Source organism: Candidatus Omnitrophota bacterium, from assembly GCA_028699255.1.
Lineage (GTDB): Bacteria > Omnitrophota > Gorgyraeia > 2-01-FULL-45-10 > 2-01-FULL-45-10 > FEN-1322.
In genome coordinates, this window is sequence record JAQVUX010000001.1 from 224,948 (window position 1) to 243,208 (window position 18,261).

18 protein-coding genes are annotated in these 18,261 nt (G+C 48.6%); all 18 read right to left on the reverse strand.

The window, feature by feature from the left end:
• Nucleotides 1-3,733, reverse strand: a 3,733-nt coding sequence (locus tag PHS46_01205; GenBank protein ID MDD3905132.1) for an FG-GAP-like repeat-containing protein, incomplete at its 3' end; no start/stop codon positions are given.
• 15 nt (nucleotides 3,734-3,748) lie between these two features.
• Entirely contained in the window at nucleotides 3,749-4,525 is a 777-nt protein-coding gene (locus PHS46_01210; protein MDD3905133.1) for a hypothetical protein, read from the reverse strand.
• Nucleotides 4,526-4,613: 88 nt separating this feature from the next.
• Entirely contained in the window at nucleotides 4,614-5,288 is a 675-nt protein-coding gene (locus PHS46_01215) for a hypothetical protein (GenBank protein ID MDD3905134.1), read from the reverse strand.
• Between the two features lie 247 nt (nucleotides 5,289-5,535).
• A complete protein-coding gene (locus tag PHS46_01220) occupies nucleotides 5,536-6,051 on the reverse strand; it encodes a cob(I)yrinic acid a,c-diamide adenosyltransferase (GenBank protein MDD3905135.1) in 516 nt (171 codons plus the stop codon).
• Nucleotides 6,052-6,059: 8 nt separating this feature from the next.
• On the reverse strand, nucleotides 6,060-6,662 hold the full coding sequence (locus PHS46_01225; protein ID MDD3905136.1) for a DedA family protein: 603 nt from the start codon (nucleotides 6,660-6,662) through the stop codon (nucleotides 6,060-6,062).
• 21 nt (nucleotides 6,663-6,683) lie between these two features.
• Complete coding sequence (locus tag PHS46_01230; GenBank protein ID MDD3905137.1) at nucleotides 6,684-7,343, reverse strand: glycosyltransferase family 2 protein; 660 nt, start codon at nucleotides 7,341-7,343, stop codon at nucleotides 6,684-6,686.
• Nucleotides 7,336-8,202, reverse strand: coding sequence for a lysophospholipid acyltransferase family protein (locus PHS46_01235; GenBank protein MDD3905138.1), 867 nt, complete (start codon nucleotides 8,200-8,202; stop codon nucleotides 7,336-7,338). Before PHS46_01235 ends, PHS46_01230 begins: the two co-directional genes overlap by 8 nt.
• A 1-nt stretch (nucleotide 8,203) precedes the next feature.
• Nucleotides 8,204-9,310, reverse strand: coding sequence for a glycosyltransferase (locus PHS46_01240; GenBank protein ID MDD3905139.1), 1,107 nt, complete (start codon nucleotides 9,308-9,310; stop codon nucleotides 8,204-8,206).
• 2 nt (nucleotides 9,311-9,312) lie between these two features.
• Nucleotides 9,313-9,543: a lipoyl domain-containing protein gene (locus PHS46_01245; protein ID MDD3905140.1), complete on the reverse strand. Its 231-nt coding sequence runs from the start codon at nucleotides 9,541-9,543 to the stop codon at nucleotides 9,313-9,315.
• A gap of 14 nt (nucleotides 9,544-9,557) precedes the next feature.
• Nucleotides 9,558-10,424: a lipoyl synthase gene (gene lipA / locus PHS46_01250; GenBank protein ID MDD3905141.1), complete on the reverse strand. Its 867-nt coding sequence runs from the start codon at nucleotides 10,422-10,424 to the stop codon at nucleotides 9,558-9,560.
• Complete coding sequence (lipB, locus tag PHS46_01255; GenBank protein ID MDD3905142.1) at nucleotides 10,424-11,068, reverse strand: lipoyl(octanoyl) transferase LipB; 645 nt, start codon at nucleotides 11,066-11,068, stop codon at nucleotides 10,424-10,426. The genes lipA and lipB overlap by 1 nt, the downstream gene beginning before the upstream one ends.
• A gap of 9 nt (nucleotides 11,069-11,077) precedes the next feature.
• Nucleotides 11,078-12,445, reverse strand: a complete 1,368-nt coding sequence (gene lpdA / locus PHS46_01260) for a dihydrolipoyl dehydrogenase (protein ID MDD3905143.1) — start codon at nucleotides 12,443-12,445, stop codon at nucleotides 11,078-11,080.
• A complete protein-coding gene (gene mdh / locus PHS46_01265) occupies nucleotides 12,442-13,371 on the reverse strand; it encodes a malate dehydrogenase (protein ID MDD3905144.1) in 930 nt (309 codons plus the stop codon). The genes lpdA and mdh overlap by 4 nt, the downstream gene beginning before the upstream one ends.
• A complete protein-coding gene (locus tag PHS46_01270; GenBank protein MDD3905145.1) occupies nucleotides 13,368-14,456 on the reverse strand; it encodes an isocitrate/isopropylmalate dehydrogenase family protein in 1,089 nt (362 codons plus the stop codon). Before PHS46_01270 ends, mdh begins: the two co-directional genes overlap by 4 nt.
• Complete coding sequence (locus PHS46_01275; GenBank protein ID MDD3905146.1) at nucleotides 14,443-14,949, reverse strand: 3-isopropylmalate dehydratase small subunit; 507 nt, start codon at nucleotides 14,947-14,949, stop codon at nucleotides 14,443-14,445. Before PHS46_01275 ends, PHS46_01270 begins: the two co-directional genes overlap by 14 nt.
• Before the next feature lie 84 nt (nucleotides 14,950-15,033).
• Nucleotides 15,034-16,296: a 3-isopropylmalate dehydratase large subunit gene (locus PHS46_01280; protein ID MDD3905147.1), complete on the reverse strand. Its 1,263-nt coding sequence runs from the start codon at nucleotides 16,294-16,296 to the stop codon at nucleotides 15,034-15,036.
• The gene (locus PHS46_01285) at nucleotides 16,289-17,455 is read right to left on the reverse strand and encodes a pyridoxal phosphate-dependent aminotransferase (GenBank protein MDD3905148.1); all 1,167 of its coding nucleotides are present in this window, start codon (nucleotides 17,453-17,455) and stop codon (nucleotides 16,289-16,291) included. Before PHS46_01285 ends, PHS46_01280 begins: the two co-directional genes overlap by 8 nt.
• 172 nt (nucleotides 17,456-17,627) lie before the next feature.
• Nucleotides 17,628-18,260: a 50S ribosomal protein L17 gene (gene rplQ, locus PHS46_01290; protein MDD3905149.1), complete on the reverse strand. Its 633-nt coding sequence runs from the start codon at nucleotides 18,258-18,260 to the stop codon at nucleotides 17,628-17,630.
• Nucleotide 18,261 lies beyond the last annotated feature (1 nt).

An 18,261-nucleotide genomic window follows, 5' to 3' on the forward strand; every position in this document is an offset into this window, starting at 1 on the left:
TCGTCCATGAATACGCGAGAGTATCATTCTCGCGATCGGTAACCGTAATTGAGAAGTCGGGCAAAGTTTCGGTCGCAAGATCTACATTGACCGATAACGAAGACGGGCTGTACGAAGCTATGACCGGCGCCTGGTTCGTCTTGATCACGTGTATCGTCCAGGCTTTAGTTACAGCCGTATTGGTACCATCCGAGACTGAGGCTACGATCGCATGCGTTCCCACTGTTGCTGTTGACGCATAAGCGGCTTTCAATAAACTCGAAGCGCTTGATACTGCCGTGCCATCGATCGTCCATGAATACGCGAGAGTATCATTCTCGCGATCGGTAACCGTAATTGAGAAGTCGGGCAAAGTTTCGGTCGCAAGATCTACATTGACCGATGACGAAGACGGGCTGTACGAAGCTATGACCGGGGCCTGGTTCGTCTTGACTATATGTATAACCCACTGGCGACTTACAGGCGTATTATAACCATCCGATATCGATACTTTGACCAGATGATCCCCTACAGTCGCGGAAGCCGAATACGCGCTCGCAACCAATGATGAAGTTGTAGATACTATGTTGTTGTCGAATTCCCAGGTATACACAAGCGCAACACCTTCAGGATCCGAAGCGGAGATCGCGAAATTAATGAAACCTCCAACAGTAAGATCTATGGTCTTTTCAGCTTCTATCGGCGAATAACTCGATATGACAGGCGCTGAATTCACCACCTGCGTCACGCCGAGCGTCCAGGCTTTGGCTACAGCGGTATTCACTCCATCCGAAACATACGCCATCACGATGTGACTGCCAACCGTCGCAAGCGTCGAATATTGGGCGGACGTAAGCGTGGCGGTACTCGATACCGTCTGGCCGTCTATCCTCCAGCAATATGTGAGAGGGTCGCCCTCCGCGTCAGTGGCCGTAACCGAGAAATCCGGCAAACTTTCGTTCGACAGGTTTACGCTTATACTGGACGAGGCCGGACTATATGCGGTTATCTCAGGAACTTCATTATCAGTATCGGTTACCGTAAGATCCCAGGAAACGGAGACGCTTCCCGTGCTATTAGCGACCTTGATCGAAATCGTATTATCGCCCAACCTGGGGAATATAAATATATTGGATGCCGAAGAATCTGTTATATTTGGAATCACTTCGCCGTTAAAATACCACGTGTAGGTTATCGCTCCGCCCTTAGGATCGTGCGCTGAAATACCGAATTGCACCACATTTCCGATGGTAGCTGAGATATCCGTAGTGTCGGGTATGTAATAATCGATTACCGGCAAGCCGGAGATAACGCTTATTTTGATATTCTCGCTGTCCGCCAACGCGTCAGTCGTGTTTTCCGTAGCGGTGAATACTATATTCGCATAGTCCCCTACAGCGGCAGTGTCGGGCGTCCAGCTGAATGATTTTGACGTTGTATTAAAAGTTGCGCCGTTGGGCAGATTTGCCGCGGTATATGTTATCGCATCGCCGTTAGGATCGGACGCGTTTACGCTAAAGCTGAGCGTCTTCCCGGCTTCTACCGATTTATCCCCTATCGCATCAAGAACCGGCGCTTTATCCGTTACACTGCTCGTTAATATATATAAGGAAGCGCCGCCCACTATTATATCAAGCGTGCCGTCTCCATTGACATCGGCGAGCTGAACGCTGTTTCCCCCTACAGCCGCAGGAATGCCGGAATAATTTGGCAATTTAATCGATCCGTCGTTAGCGGCAAACGAACCTGTTTTATCGTTCAATAAAAGCGAGGAGCCGTCATCGCCGATAACTACTATATCCTGATAGCCATCCCCATTCATATCGCCCAGTTTTATACAATTCGAATGGAAATAATTGGCGCCTATAAGCGTAGATGTCTTATCTTCAAACCCACTGCCTGTGTTCATAAAAATCAGGTTCTGCGTATAATCAGCCACAACGAGATCTATATTTCCGTCATTATTTATATCGCCGACGTCCAGTACCTCGCTATAATCGCTGTCTGCCGGCAAAAGCGTCTCGGTAGCATCAGTGAAAATCCCGGAACCATTATTAACGTATATGCGATTTCGCAATTCGCTGACAGAGACGATCTCGTTATTTGTAGTAATGATATCGAGCGCTCCGTCATTATTTACATCGCAGAATCTTATATCGGAACTGCCGTCTATCACGACCGGCAAAGCAAAAGCTGTATCCCGGGTAAATACACCGGAACCGTTATTTATCAATAGGGCATCGGACGAATCCCTGCTCGCTACTACGATATCAGCGTATCCATCACCATTCGCGTCGCCGATATCTAAGGCGGAGACATCGCCTGTCAGCATAGGAAGATCGGCGCTCGTCATATCGGTAAATGTGCCTGTTCCGGAGTTTATCAGGAGCCTGGCAGATTGTCCTTCGGATGCGGAATAGGCTATAACGATTTCAGGATAGCCATCGTTATTTATGTCACCAAATTTAACATCGGTAATGTGTGTTGCATTTGAATATACCAATGAAGGAATGCGCGCGGAAGTTTCATTAGTAAACACGCCGCTGGCATTATTCGTTAAAATGTATAATTTACCGGAAGTCGTATCTACGACAAGGAGGTCAATATCATTATCTCCGTCAATATCGGCCAATCTGATGATCGACGAATCGTTTAAAGTCATACCTGCCGGGATTAAAGAAGAGGTTTGGTTTATAAAAACCGCGCTGGAACTGTCGGCGAGATAATTAAACATCGCAGAATTACTCGTATCGCTTCCCACAGAAACGGTAAGATCTTTAAATCCGGCGGATATCCCGTCCGGGACAGTAGCCCGGATCTGATTTGACGATACAACGCCCACCGAGCTTGCCTGGACAGACCCAAACTTAACTATGTTCTCGGATGCCGTTTCGCTGAAACCGCCGCCCTGAATTACAACATTTACGCCTTTTGTCGCGCTGTCCGGCAGTAAGCTATTTATATGAATAGCTCCGGTCGCCGCCGACTCCGCGCTAACGGTTACTGTCCATGTCATCCCCGTTGTCAAGCTTCCATCCGATACAACCACTCCGACCGTGTGAGAACCGACATCGGCGGCAAGGGGCGAATAAGCCCATGCATTGGCTGTATTTGTCAAACTGGCCCCATCAAATAGCCATGTGTAGCTAAGCGTATCGCCATCAGCGTCAGTTGCATTAATGCTGAATGACACCGACGAACCGGCAGTTACCGAAGCGCTCGAGGCGCTGGGAACGTAAGAAGATACTACCGGAGCGTTGTTTGTCGCGTTTGTTGCGCCAGCTTCATCCTCTTCTTCTTCGTCATTGGTCTCCGAGGTACTAGTCAAGCCGTAATATACCACTGAATCGGTAGAGGCGCTTGCCGCGGAAGTACCCGCGCTGGCGGCGGTTGTAGTCGAAGAAGACTCAGGCTGAGTAGCGGATGACTGAGAAGACGTAGAGCCATTAGATTGTGATGTAGATGTTGTCCCAGAATCTGAAGTATCTTCAGTAACAGCGTTTCCGCCTGTCGACCCGGATGAACTGCTCGTACCGGTGGGTGCTGAAATCGCTGTGGATTGGTTTGTGGTTAAAGTCGTGGTTGAAGCGGCCGTCGTAAGCGAAGTCGACGATGTAGCCGCCTGGGCCGAATGATACGCTTCCGCAGTAAGCGCCTGTCCGCTGGGCACATTAAGGACTATCTCCTTATCTCGTATCGAGACAAGCGCAATTATCGCTATTGCCGATAGTACCCAAACTTTGACTTTTCGCATCCAGCTTATCCTTTTTTAAAAAGAGACGTCGCCCTGGCTATCAATAGTAAAAGAAATTTTCTTCGTCAATTTCTTATCCAGCTTGTAAAGGTTCCCGTAATCCAGCATGATCTCGGCCTCATATTTGCCGGGAACCGCGCCGCCATTCTTCCAGAACACCCTCTGCTCCAAACCCAGGCCGCTATATATAGGAAAGTCGCGCCCTATCCTTAAATCGCTCTTTGTCCCATCCGCGGAAGTTATAAGGATGTTACCGGTCGGACGAAGATGCGCGTTCCCTTTATTTACAAGATTAAGTATAAAAATAATTCCCTTATCATTGGTGCTGTCTATATCCAGACCTTTTAATTCGCAATCGATATTGATCTTGTCGGAAACTGCCGCGTATATCGAAACACCATATCGATTCGTGATATTTAATGTTCCCTGCAGGGCGGTAGTGGCAAAATATACCATCGCCACAACTTCCGCAGACGCATCCCGAGGAACATTTATAGTATAATCGACACTTTTTGTTTCGCCGGGATTCATGTCAAATTCTATCGGCTCCACCGTAAGCCATGCCTCGACTGGAACCGAAGAAGCCCCTGTTCTCTGCTTTAACCAGTCTTCGGGCTGAACCTTAACATGAACGGCTTCCTGCCCGCTGTTGACAACCTGCAATATGCCTGTCGCGGCTTCGTCAGCTTTAACCATTACCTCGGTACTATCCGGCTGAACTACGATACCGGCGTAAGCTAAGCTCGCGAAAAATAAAACTCCTAAAAATATCAGGCACTTCGATAATTTCATATTCCTCATCTTTGTGATCGTACCCCGATAGAAATGTATTTTTCTACCGGGGCAAATCACATAACTACAATTATACTGCTATGTTTCGTTATTCGTGATACAGGTCAAACCCTACGCTAGTCGCGTAATCGCCTGCTCCACCCGCCCATGTCTTGAACAATCCGGCTACATAAACCGTGATAGTTCCAGTTACGGGATTACCGGAATAATTAACTGCTGTTGGATCTACGCAGGTGCCGCTTGCAGCGCTACCGTATGCTATGTTGCAATAACCGGCCGCGAAAGAACCAGCCCACGACTCGTCATTGGACGCTGTCGCAGTTGCAGTTGTTGAAGGATCATCCTCATCGCGCTTATCCTTAACATAGTTGTAAGCCGCGATATTGGCGATACTCGGCGCCGCAGTAGCAGGTGCCTGAGCAACCCATTTCAACGGAATGACGTTCAACCCATCGGTTGTCGCTAAGCCGTTCTTGGCGTACCTTCCATTTGTACTGCCATAATCCGGAACCTGTGTATTGTCCGTGTAGATCGCCAGCTTCCACGGATTGTAGTTACTCGAATAAGTCACCGTGATAGGACTGCTCGCGAACGAATCTGCGGACGTAGTAGCAAACGTAATCGCCGATGGAGCTACGCTCAATGATGTTGCGGCTGTAATTTTTGCGGTTGCTGTAACACTGGCCGTCTGGTCAGCGGCAAATGCATTAGCGGCCGAAAAGATAACGGCAAACGCAAACATCGCTATAATCACTTTCTTCATATTTGTCACCTCCTTCTTATTTGATTTCTGTAAACTTGTACATGACATTCTTAATGCTTTAATAAAGCTCATTCCAATCCTCCTCTCGTTAAATTAACTTTTCTATTAGTTATAACTTAATATACCATTTCGGGAAGGAAAGTCAATAGACAAAATCCGGCTTTTTTATATCTTAATATATCAGGTTGCATTTTTATCAAAAACATAAATAACTTTTAACTATTTGACAATTAAAATAATCATTTTGTCATACTTCAATACCTTTGCGTGCGCCGATTCCTCGACGGTAAGGATGACGAACCTCTCTCATATCGGTAATAAGGTCGGCTACGTTTTTAATCGCAACCGGGCAATGCCTTCCGGTCAGTACAAGCTCAACGCCACCGGGCTTATCCACGATCAGACGCCTAACTTCATTTGTATCGACCAATCCGAGCTTCATCGCGATATTTATTTCGTCAAGTATGACGATGTCGTACTTTTTTGAATAGATGTCTTTTTTGGCGGCTTCAAACCCTCGTTCGGCGCAGGCGATATCGCCCCCATGCGGCTTTCCTATTATAAAGGGGCCATTACCGCACTGGCTTATCCGAATACCCCCTATTTTCCGAAGCATTTTTATGGCGCCGCAATCGGCATTCTTCGCGAACTGATGTATCGCTACTTTTAAGCCGGATCCGGCCGCCCGTAAAGCAAGGCCGAGGGAAGCGGTCGTCTTCCCTTTACCATTACCGGTATACACATGAACATAACCCGTCTTCATGCCAGCCCTCAAACTTTTTTCCGTTCGTGATTCTTGCGGCCGTTTTTATAAAACTCATGCGCCAGCTTTACAGCCACAGCGATCGTTATAATACCGGCCACTATCAGAAGCGACGGCTTGGTGTATTTCACTAAAGCTGAGCCAAATATCGACAGCAGAAAAATTCTCGGGACAACTCCAATGAGGGTGCATATAATAAATGTCCAGAACGGTATTTTTGTAATACCCGCCGCGATGGAAAACACCTTGAACGGCACTATCGGAAGAACCCGTCCGAGTAATACGCTGTACCCGCCGTATTTCTTTGCGAATGCTTCCGCCTTAGCGATGTGGTGCGGCTTTATAAGTATAAACCTTCCGTATTTCAATATTACCGGCATCGCCGCGTACCGGCCAAGCGCATAACCCACCATGCTTCCAAGTGTCGCGCCTACCGAACCAAATATTAAGATCGACAACACCGGAACCCCGATGGCGCCGGCGCCGACTATTACAACTTCCGAAGGTATCGGCATGATGCTCGATTCGAGGAACATGCCCACGAATACTCCAAGGTCGCCGAATTTGGAGACTATCGCCATCACATTACTTTGCAATACGCTTTCGGTCATCGGAGTATCCCCTTCTCTATGTTAACGCATTTTTATCATGAATGCTATAAAACGCAGGGTGTCGATTATCGGGTTTATCTTGCTCTTCTCATCTCCGTAAATTGCCTTAATAGGAACGGATGTTATCTTAAAACCCAGCCGGCTGGCTTTTATTACAAACTCCGATTCGATTTCAAAATTCGAAGAATCTGTCTTGACCTCCTCAAGCACGCGTCTCTTTATCATTTTATAGCCACATTGGGTGTCGGATATTTTCTGGCCGCACATCCGCGATATAAGCCACGACATAAATCTATTCGTCAGCCGCCTGACGTAAGGCATCGGCCCGGGATCGGACATCCTGTTTCCTATCACTATGTCGGCACCGGAAGAGGCCATTTCTCTGACAAAATCAGGTATACTGCGCGCCTCATGCTGTCCATCGGCATCCATGATAATGACTGCGTCACACTTATCGCTTAACGCGCGGCGGAACCCTTCCCTTAAAGACGCGCCCTTCCCCATATTCTGCGGATTACGTATCACGACGGCACCCGCGTTTTTAGCCACAACCGCTGTATCATCCAGTGAGCCATCATCCACCACATAAACCCGTAACTCCTGCGACAAGACCTCAGCTATAACAGCGCCAACCGTCTTCGCTTCGTTATATGCCGGTATAAGAACACATACGCTATTCATCTTTGCTCCACATATCCTTAAAGATATACCATTGGGTCGGATATAGCCTTACATACGATTCGATTATCGATGCGCACTTTTTGCCCAGCTCCAGAACCGCGTCTTCTTCCGATTTATTTTGATCCGTAAGCATGGGCGTTTCAAAAACTACCCGAAAACTGTCGTCCGGTTCACGCGTTATAAAAGTCGGGACTACGGCTGAGCCGAGGCGATAGCTAAAAACCGATGGGCCTTTAGGGAAGAGCGTTTTTTTTCCAAAAAAATCCAGCATCAGGCCATTCTTCGTAAAATCCCTGTCGCCCAGAAGCCCCAGGACATTATTCGACCTCAATACCTTGTAACACGATTTAAGCCCCATACCTATCTCGATCGGGGTAAGGCTTCCGGCTAAACGCTGTCTTTTAAAAAAATCGTCTATTTTTTTATTTGGGTGCGTCAAGGCAACAGCGCTTACGGGATACCCGGACATGGATATTACAAATCCTCCGAGCTCCCAATTACCTATGTGAGCCGAGAGAAGGATGACTCCTTTGCCGCGCTTGAGAGCGTTATCCAGATTATGTATGCCTTCGAATTTCGCAAATCTCTTTACATATTCCGCGTCTATTTTTGACGAGCGGAAAAAATCTACCAGGTACTTCGCGAAATTCAGATACAACTCCCGTGCCATGCGTTTCAATTTTTCAGGATCGGTTATTCCGCCCGATATGATCTCCATATTCCTTATAATCGACATCCTGTCGCGACGGCTGGCAAGATAGTAAATATACGCCAAAAAAGATGCCAGGCCGTATGATGCCTTAAGAGGTAAAACATTCACCAAAAAATGCGCTATCCTGTAAAGAATATATAAAGCCACGCTATGCTATCTCCAGAATAAGTTTCGCTATGCGTATAGCGCTGTCCGGCTTGGCGAGAGCACGCGCTCTGTCGCTCATGGCCTTCAATTTATTTTTGCTCTCAAGCAGTTCGTCCAAAAGTATAGCCACATCTTCCGGGCTCTCGGCTTTCACAGCAACCTCTTCTTTTAATAAAATCTTGGTATTCATCGCTTCCTGGCCCGGAAGAGGACTGATAATAAGCATGGGCAACCCCTTAGCCAGCGCCTCGGCCGTCGTTATACCGCCCGGCTTCGTTAGTATTACGTCCGACGCTTCCATCAACTCGTCTATATTATCGGCGTAAGGATGGACCGTAACTTTGTTTTGAAATTTCCGGTTTTTTAGCGAGTTATACAGCTTTTTATTGGTGCCGCACGCTATCACCAACTGCAATCTCCTTTTAGATCGGTCGATTATCCGCACCAACTCTTTTATAGGCCCGAGACCCTGCGTGCCGCCCATAATCAAAAGACAAGGGGTGTCCTTGTCCATTCCCAACTTTTCCCGCAACACGGCCTTATCGAACGATTTTCTGAACTTGGCCTCAATAGGGATACCGTAATCCTTTATCCTGGCCGGGTCTATCCCGTTTGCTATCAGCTTATTCCCTGTCTCCTTCGAAGGTACAATGTATTGATCGACGTTATTATATACCCAGTATGAGTGCGGCGCATAATCCGTAAGCACCGCGATAAGAGGCGTATCGAGGGCAAACGACTTCTTGTAATCCGCGATCATGCCGCAAGGGAATGCCTGGGTGCAAACGATAGCGTCCGGTTTGAAATCGTCGAGGAGGACTTTCAACTTGCCTGTATTGAATCTGTGGATCATATCTCTTAAGGACTGCGTCTTTTTAAGAACTTTCGGATTATCATAAAGATAATCCCATATCTCGGGCGTCCTCTTTACGACACCCATATACGCCTTATTTATAATCTTTTCGAGTATAGGGTTGGTGTAATTAAACGAATTTATGTTGAGCGTTTGAGTGGAAGGATCCAGTTCGCACAGGGCTTTCTCTATGGCAATGCTGGCGCAATGATGGCCTGAATGTTCCGAAATGAATAGGAGGAGAACTCTCTTCATGGCTATGAGATCCTCGCCAAAAGCTGGCCCACTTTTACTTCATCACCTTCATTAACAAGTATCTCGTTTATTGTCCCGGAAACCGGAGACGGCAGATTGAAGCTCGCCTTATCGGTAACAAGCTCCACCAGGTCTTCCCCTTCCTTAATCGCATCGCCTACCGAACGGTGCCAGTAAGAAACGCTCGCTTTATCCACACCTTCCGCTATAGACGGCAAATTCACATCGGTCATGGTGATACCTCCGGTTAGTTACCTTTTACAGCCAGATACCCTTCTTCGGCCATATACGAACTTCTGACAAACGGGCCAGACGCTACATATTTAAATCCAAGACCGTAAGCCATCTTTTTGTATTCCTGAAACTCCTCCGGTGTTATGTATTTCGCGACCGGTAGATTCGCCTTGCGCGGCCTTAGGTACTGCCCAAGCGTAAGAATATCACAACCGGCGCCCCTCAGGTCTTTCATCGTTTTCAAAAGCTCGTCCGGCTCTTCGCCTAAGCCGACCATTATGGATGATTTCGTGTACTGCAAACCCGCGTCTTTCGCGTAACGCAATATCTCCAGCGAGCGACTGTAGCCGGCCATCGGCCTGGCCGTCCCGTATAAATTTTCAACCGTTTCAATATTATGACTGAAGACGTCCGGCCAGGCATCCGCCACTATTTTTACGGAAGTTTTTTCGCCTTTAAAATCCGGCACCAGAACTTCAACCTTCACGTCCGGCGTGTTACAACGTATCGCATTTATGGTATCCGCGAATTGTCCCGCTCCGCCGTCGGTAAGATCATCCCTGGTAACGGAAGTAAGCACTACGAAACGCAGATTCAACCTACGGGTCGCATCGGCTATTTCTTCAGGCTCATCCGATCGAGGAATATCGGGAACGCCTTTTTCCACCGAGCAAAACCCGCAATTTCTCGTGCAAACACGGCCGAGCAAAAGAAATGTCGCCTGAGAACGCGAAAAACATTCATTGCGATTTGGACATAATCCGGATTCGCATACCGTAGCAATCCGTTCTTCGGATAATATCTTTATGGTGTCAGCCAATCGGTTGTTTACAACGAGCTTTTTCGTAAGCCATGGTGGCCGCGCCGTAGTTACGTTCATTATTGCGCGATCCTGACGCGATGCCCGGTAATCTCATCCTTAAAATGCTTTTGCATCCGACGCTTTGCCTCAATCATATCGATCCTATGGCCCGCGATCCGCTCAAGCGAGGTAACTTCCAGCCCTGACATACCGCATGGATTTATCATCTTAAAACGGCTCAGGTCGCAATTTAAATTAATACTCATCCCGTGGAAAGTGACCCATCCTGCCGCGCCGATTCCGATCGATGCTATCTTTGCGCCCTTGACCCACACGCCCGTTTTACCGGCCACTCTTCCGCCGTAAACATCGTAATCATCCAAAAAATCTATCGCAATGCTCTCAAGACAGCGCATGTATTCATGCAAATCCAAACCAAGTTTCTTCAGATCGATGATAGGGTATATTATGAGCTGGCCGGGGCCATGATACGTAACATCCCCACCCCGATCCACCCTAATGACTTTTACGCCTATGGCCGAAAGCTCATCGGCCGCAACAAGCACATTTTCCTTATTTCCGGTACGCCCTATCGTAAAAACTTCACTATGTTCGGCGAGTATGATACTGTCATCGATCTGGCCGGAACGTCGCCGGGCAACCAGATCTTTCTGAAGTTTATAACATTCCTCATAATCTATAAGGCCGAGGTCAAATATCATGATACCTTATCACACACCATGAATAGGTGTGCCGCAAAATACGTGCGCGGTTTCCTGCCATATCTCGGAAAGTGTCGGATGGCAATGAACGACACGGCCCCACTCCTCGATGTCAACGCCCGCCGTCTTAGCAAGGGCCGCCTCCGCGATGAGATCGCAGGCGCCTTCTCCAAATATTTCCACGCCCATTATATTCCCCTTATCGTCACCTATAACTTTTGCGTACCCATCGGTCTTACCCATAAGATATGCCTTACCACTGCCCAGATACGGAAACTTCGCGACCCTGGCGGCAGGACATTTTGCTTTAGCCTCCTCCTCGCACATACCTACGCTCGCGATCTGAGGTTCCGTCCAGATACAATTCGGCACATTCGAATAGTCTTTCTTCCGCGCGCATCCTAAAATATTATCAACCGCGATTATGGCGTCATACGATGCCCTATGCGCCAAGAGAGGCCCGCGGGTACAATCGCCTATCGCGTATATATTTTTCATTCCGGTGCGAAGATGCTCATCGACAACGATATAGCCTTTTTCAGTTTTTATGCCAAGCCCATTTAAATCTCCAAGGCCGTCCGTCACAGGTTTACGTCCGACCGATACGAGCGCCTTATCAGCCTCTATCATCCTGGCGCCTGAAACAGATATTTTCAAACTGCCGTCTTTAGCGATAGATTCCGCGGCCGCGGAAGTAAGGACATCTATCCCGCGCCTTTTGAAGCTAATTTCGAGTTTCCTGGATGCTTCACGCGACTGAGTCGGGATAAGTCTTTCGGTAAATTCTATAACCGTAACCTTTGAGCCGAGCGTATTAAAAAGACTCGCGAATTCGCAACCTATCACCCCGCCGCCGACCACCGCAAGCCGCGCAGGGATCGAGCTCAAGCTAAGGATCCCGTCGCTAGTAAGTATATCGGCCTCATCGGTTTTTATATCAGGTAATTCCGCCGGGCTTGAGCCGGACGCGATTATTATATTTTTCGCGAAAAGCTCTTCGCCGCCTTGAATTTTTATATTATTGGGTTTCGCTATGCACGCGGAACCATGGATGAGGTCTATTTTATTAGCCCGCAAAAGCGTCTCGACTCCGGCACGGAGACGAAGAATGGCCTCATTTTTTCTTAAGGACATTTTTTTAAAATCGACTTTGTAACCGGCGATCTCGATGCCGCGCCCGGCGGCCTCTTTTATACAGGACAGATACGATGCCGAACTGATGAAGGATTTTGTCGGTACACACCCACGGTTGAGACATACACCGCCAACGAGATCCTTCTCTATAAGGCAAGTCTTTAGTTTACGGCGGGAAGCATATAGGGCGGCTATGTAACCACCCGGGCCTGAACCTATTATGGCGAGGTCATATTTGATCATAAAATGCTTATCGACCCCCTCGCTGTCTCCGCAGAAGCGTTAAAAGCATCGCGCTCTTCTTTGGACATTTTTAACTCGACTATCTCTTTTATGCCGCTCTTCCCCATTTTACATGGAACGCCGATGGCAATACCTTTCAGCCCGTATTCACCTTCAAGAAATGCCGAAACGACGACCGTCTGTCCGGAATCGGATAGTATCGCCTTTATCATTTTGAAAACGCCGGCGCTGGGCGAATAGTAGGCACTACCGGATCCTAAAAGTCCGACTATCTCACCGCCGCGCTTCCGGGTGCGCGCAATTATCGCGTCCAATTTCTCTCTCGACAATAGGTCGGAGACAGGCTTTCCTCCGACGAAAGTCTCCGACAATACGGGAACCATGGTGTCACCATGACTGCCCATCATGCAGGCGCTGATCGAAGATCGCGACACTTTAAGCTCGTCTGCCAAAAGATACGCGAATCTCGCGCCGTCGAGTTCACCCGCCATGCCCATCACACGTTCTCGCCTGAATCCTGTGGTTTTGTAAGCAAGGTAGGTCATAGCGTCGAGAGGATTCGCGACTATAACGACTATAGCTTCCGGTGAATATTTTCTGACGTTTTCCGAAACATTTCTGACTATAACGGAATTCTTAGCAATCAAGTCCTCGCGGCTCATCCCCGGTTTTCGAGGCAGGCCTGCCGTTATAACTACAATAGCGGATCCCGCAATCTGATTGTAATCATCTGTCCCTACGATAGAGCACTCGTGGCCTACGATAGGCGAAGCATCGAGCATGTCAAATGCCTTGCCAATCGCCAGATTCTTCGCGATGTCCAGCAAAACAATATCGGCCAGGCCGGATTCAAGGACACGCTGAGCGAGTGTAGCGCCGACAGAGCCGGCGCCTATTATGGATACTTTCGGAAAGGACTGTTTCATTTTTCAAGTTTTGCTATAATTGCGTCTGTCATCTGACGCGTACCGACAGCCGTGGGATCGTTTCTGTCCATCTTAAGATCGTAGGTTACCGACTTGCCTTCCGCAATGACCAGCGCCACAGCCTTTTCCAATCTTGCGGACGCTTTCTCCTCGCCCATATATTTAAGCATCATTACGCACGAGAGCAGGATGGCCACCGGGTTGACTTTGTTCAAGCCTTTGTATTTCGGCGCACTTCCGTGAGTCGGCTCAAAAAGCGCTATATCCGTTCCGATGTTGCCTCCCGGCGCGATACCCAACCCGCCTATAAGGCCGGCGCACAGGTCCGAGATAATATCGCCGTAAAGATTCGGCAGGACGAGCACATCGTAGTCCTCCGGCTTCTGGACTAATTGCATGCACATATTATCAACTATCCTGTCCTCGAACGCGATCCGCCCCTCGTAGGATTTCGCGACCTCCCTGGCAACTTCGAGAAATAACCCATCGGTGAACTTCATTATATTCGCCTTGTGCACAGCCGTCACCTTCTTGCGGTTATTCGCAAGCGCGTACTCGAACGCGAACTTCACTATCCTCCTCGACCCTTCCACGGAAATGGGCTTTATGCTTATCGCGGAGTCTTCGCGAATCTTCTTTTTACTTAAGGCTTCGATAAGCTCTATCAGCGTATGAACGTCCTTAGTGCCCTTTTGAAACTCGATACCTGCATACAGGTCTTCGGTATTCTCGCGGACTATCACAAGGTCTATGTCCGAATAACGTGAACGCACACCTTTGTACGATTTGCACGGCCTAAGGCACGCGTATAGATCGAGCCTTTTGCGAAGCTCGACGTTGACACTGCGAAATCCCGTACCGACAGGGGTCGTGATCGGCCCCTTCAAAGCGATCTTGTTTTTCTTTACCGATTCGATAACGCTTTCCGGTAACGGCGTTTTGTATTTTTCGATAGCGGACAAACCCGCATCGACCTCATCCCATGTTATGTCAAGCCCCAAAGCGGCGACGCATCGCTTTACCGATTCGGCAAGCTCGGGCCCTGTGCCATCACCGGGAATAAGCGTAATCCTATACTTTTTCAAAATTGAATCCCCCGTATTTTTTAAAATGTTCAACTACTCCGCCATCTTCTAAAAGTTTCTTCATCACGGCCGGCACAGGTTTTATATCAAACGTCAACCCCTTAGCCTTGTCTTTAAGCTTACCTTTTTCGATATCGAGCTCCAATTCATCGCCGTCGTCTATAAAATCGGTATCGCATTCGATGAGAAGGAGCCCTATATTAAACGCGTTACGGTAAAATATCCTCGCGAAACTCTTCGCGGCAACCGCATAGAATCCCGCCTGCTTGAGCGCCTGAGGCGCCTGTTCGCGCGACGAGCCACAACCGAAGTTCTCACCGGCTACGAGAATATCACCCTTGGTAACTCTGGCGGCAAACTCAGGATCGATATCCGCGAAGATGTACTTCGCCAATTCTTTCGGATCCTGTATTTTGAACTTATACCGTCCGGAAATTACATAATCTGTATTTATGTTGTCCTGAACCTTCAAACGCCTCGCGAAATTTTTCATCTCACACCTTCCAGCATATACGGTTGCTTTTTACCTTTCAACCTACGCGGTTGCATTTATGCAACCGCGTAGGTTGTTTGGTTTTTATAATTTCTTTCTAAACTCCCTCGGATCAGTTATCCGGCCCGTCAACGCCGATGCGGCTACCGTAGCCGGCGAACCGAGATAAATAAATGAATTCGGGTTTCCCATTCTTCCCTTAAAATTCCTGTTGGCGGTCGATATGGCTACTTCGCCGTCGGCAAGAACGCCGTTATGCGTGCCGACGCACGGCCCGCAACCCGGAGCGACCACCGTACAGCCGGATTTTACAAATATATCTATAAGCCCCTTTTTCGCCGCCTCGAGAAATATCTCACGCGACGCCGGCGCGACTATAAACCTCACCTCCGGATGAATACTCTTGCCCTTTAATATCTTCGCGGCGACTTCCAGGTCCTCGAACCTGCCATTGGTGCACGTGCCTACGAACGCTTGATTTATCTTTACACCGGAAAGTTCCGCCGCATCCGATACGTTATCGACCGCGTGCGGCTTCGCGACTTGCGGAGCGAGTTTCGAAACGTCATACGTTTTAACCGCGATGTATTTCGCGTCCGCGTCCGCTGAGACAGGGCGGGGCGTTTTGGAAGACTTCTCCTTAACCCATTTCAGTGTCTTTTCATCCGCTTCCATAAGGCCCACTTTGGCGCCCATCTCGACGACCATATTCGACATAGTAAGGCGCGCGTCGACGCTCATCGAGGATATCGCCTCCCCGTAAAACTCAACCGAGCGGTAAGTCGCGCCGTTCGAGCCGATATCTTTTATGATGTGCAATATAACGTCTTTCGAGTAAACACCTTTGGGAAGCTTACCATTTACAATGACCTTCATCGTATCCGGTACACGGAACCAGTTCCTGCCACTCGCCAGAGTTATAGCCAAGTCGGTCGAGCCAACACCGGTAGAAAATACGTTTATCGCGCCGTAGGTACAGGTATGTGAATCGGCCCCGAGCACAAGGTCGCCGCAGGTTACGTGGCCTTTCTGAGGAACAAGCTGATGGCACACACCGCAACCGATATCGTACATCTTAACATCGAGCAACTTGGCGAAGCCCCGCATCTTTTTATGTATCTCGGACACGCCTATGTTGGGACTGGGCGCCGAGTGGTCTATTATCATGTAAAATTTCGATTTGTCGAACGCCTTCTGAACGCCGAGCTTTTTAAAACTGTCGATTATTATCGAACTCGTACCATCCTGGCCGAAACAGAAATCGACGTTGCAAATCGCTATGTCGCCCGCCTTCAGATCCCTGCCGGCATGATTTGATAATATCTTTTCCGCAATAGTCTTACCCATTTTTTTTAACCCACTCCTCTATTTTATCCATACCCTTCTTTATCGAGTTCATGCTCGTCGCGAAACTGAACCGCACAACCAAATCGTCCCCGAACGGCTCGCCCGGTATTACGGCAACCTGCGCCTCGTCGAGCAAACGGTTGGCCGCAGTCACCGAACCCATCTTAAGCTTTGACACGTCGCAGAGCACATAGAACGCGCCCTCCGGACTCGTGCACGACAGCTTCCCTATGCCCGCTATCCTCGACACCATATAGTCGCGCCTCTTCCCGAACTCAACGCGCATCTCTTCGACGCATCTCTGGTCGCCGGTGATCGCTGTAAGCGCCGCCTTCTGGCTGATCGAACACGGATTGGAGGAGGCGTGGCTCTGCAGATTGGCTACCGCTTTCATTATCCGGTCGGGACCGGCCGCGTAACCGATGCGCCAGCCTGTCATCGAGTAACTCTTCGACAGTCCGTTGACCGTGATGGTACGCTCGTATATGTCTTTGCCGAGCGAGGCTATCGATACATGTTTAGCTCCGCCATAGATAAGCTTTTCATATATCTCATCGCTTATAACATAAAAATCGTTAGCCACAGCCAGCTTCGCGACAATCTTTAATTCCTCCGGCGAATATACCGACCCGGTGGGATTGGAAGGGCTATTCAGGACAAAACATTTCGTCTTCTTTGTGATCTTCGCGGCAATTTCTTTTTCGGTGGCTTTAAAATTGTTCTTCGCCGAGCTGTTTATTATTACAGGGGTGGCCGAGGCCATTTTTACCATGGCCGGATAGCTCAACCAGTAAGGCGCCGGTATCAGGACTTCATCGCCTTCTTCGCACAGTACCTGGAAAATATTGTTGAGAGAATGTTTCGCACCGTTTGAAACGACTATCTGTCCGGGATCATATTCGAGAGCGTTATCATTTTTGAATTTACGCGATATCGCCTCACGGAGTTCCTGCATGCCGCTTGATGGCGTGTACTTGGTAAAACCGGTTTTTATCGCCTCCATGGCGGCGGCTTTTATATGCGCGGGGGTGTCAAAATCGGGCTCCCCGGCCGCAAAATTAACCACATCGATACCTTCCTTGACCATCTTTTTCGCTTTGGAAGTTATCTGCAGAGTCACCGACTCCGCTATATCAGACACTCTTTTAGCCAGCTTCATTACATCTCCTCATAATTAATAGTAGTCATATTATAGTATAAAATCGGCATTTCGCAAGAGGAAAAATGGTGGCACGGGAGGAGTTTGAGCTCGAAGATGAATAAACCAATTCGACCTCCGAGGTCGCACCTCCGAGGTCGAATTGGTTACTCTCCACAAGATCTGATTTATATTAGAAGTCGCCGCGCTTGCGAAAGAATCCGCGGACATTTTTCATGAAACCTTTATTGTCGGCGAGTTTCTTATCTTCGCTTCTCGCTTTTTCCGCGCGTTTTTCTTCGTCTAATGTCGGCTTCGTCTTCTGTATCGTCTTCGCCTTCGGCTCTTTGTGCTTTTCTTCCTTAGGCGCTTCCGACGCTTTCGACAGGTCTTCCTTCTTCGTTTCTGCCACTGGCTTACCAGTCTCTTCCGTCTTTGCCTTTTTCTTCTTTGGAAGCTTCTCGACGATCTTTTTATCCGTGAGTTCCAGGAAGCACATGCTCGCGCCGTCACCTCTTCTAAAGCCTAAAGGTATGATCCGCGTGTACCCGCTTGTGCGGCTTTTGCAAAGCGGCACTATCTCTTTAAAAAGCTTACCGACGAGATCCCGGTCCTGCAGGATCGCGTATGCGCGACGCCTGGCGTCGACGGTATCGGTCTTTGCCAGCGTTATCAGATGCTCCGCCAGGCGTCTTACTTCTTTTGCCCTGGCAGTTATCATATTTATCCTCTGGTACTTAAACAAGCTTGTTACCATACTCTTAAGGGCCGCCTTTCGGTGGCTCGTCTTCATGCTCAGTTTTGAACGGCTCTGTCTGTGTCTCATA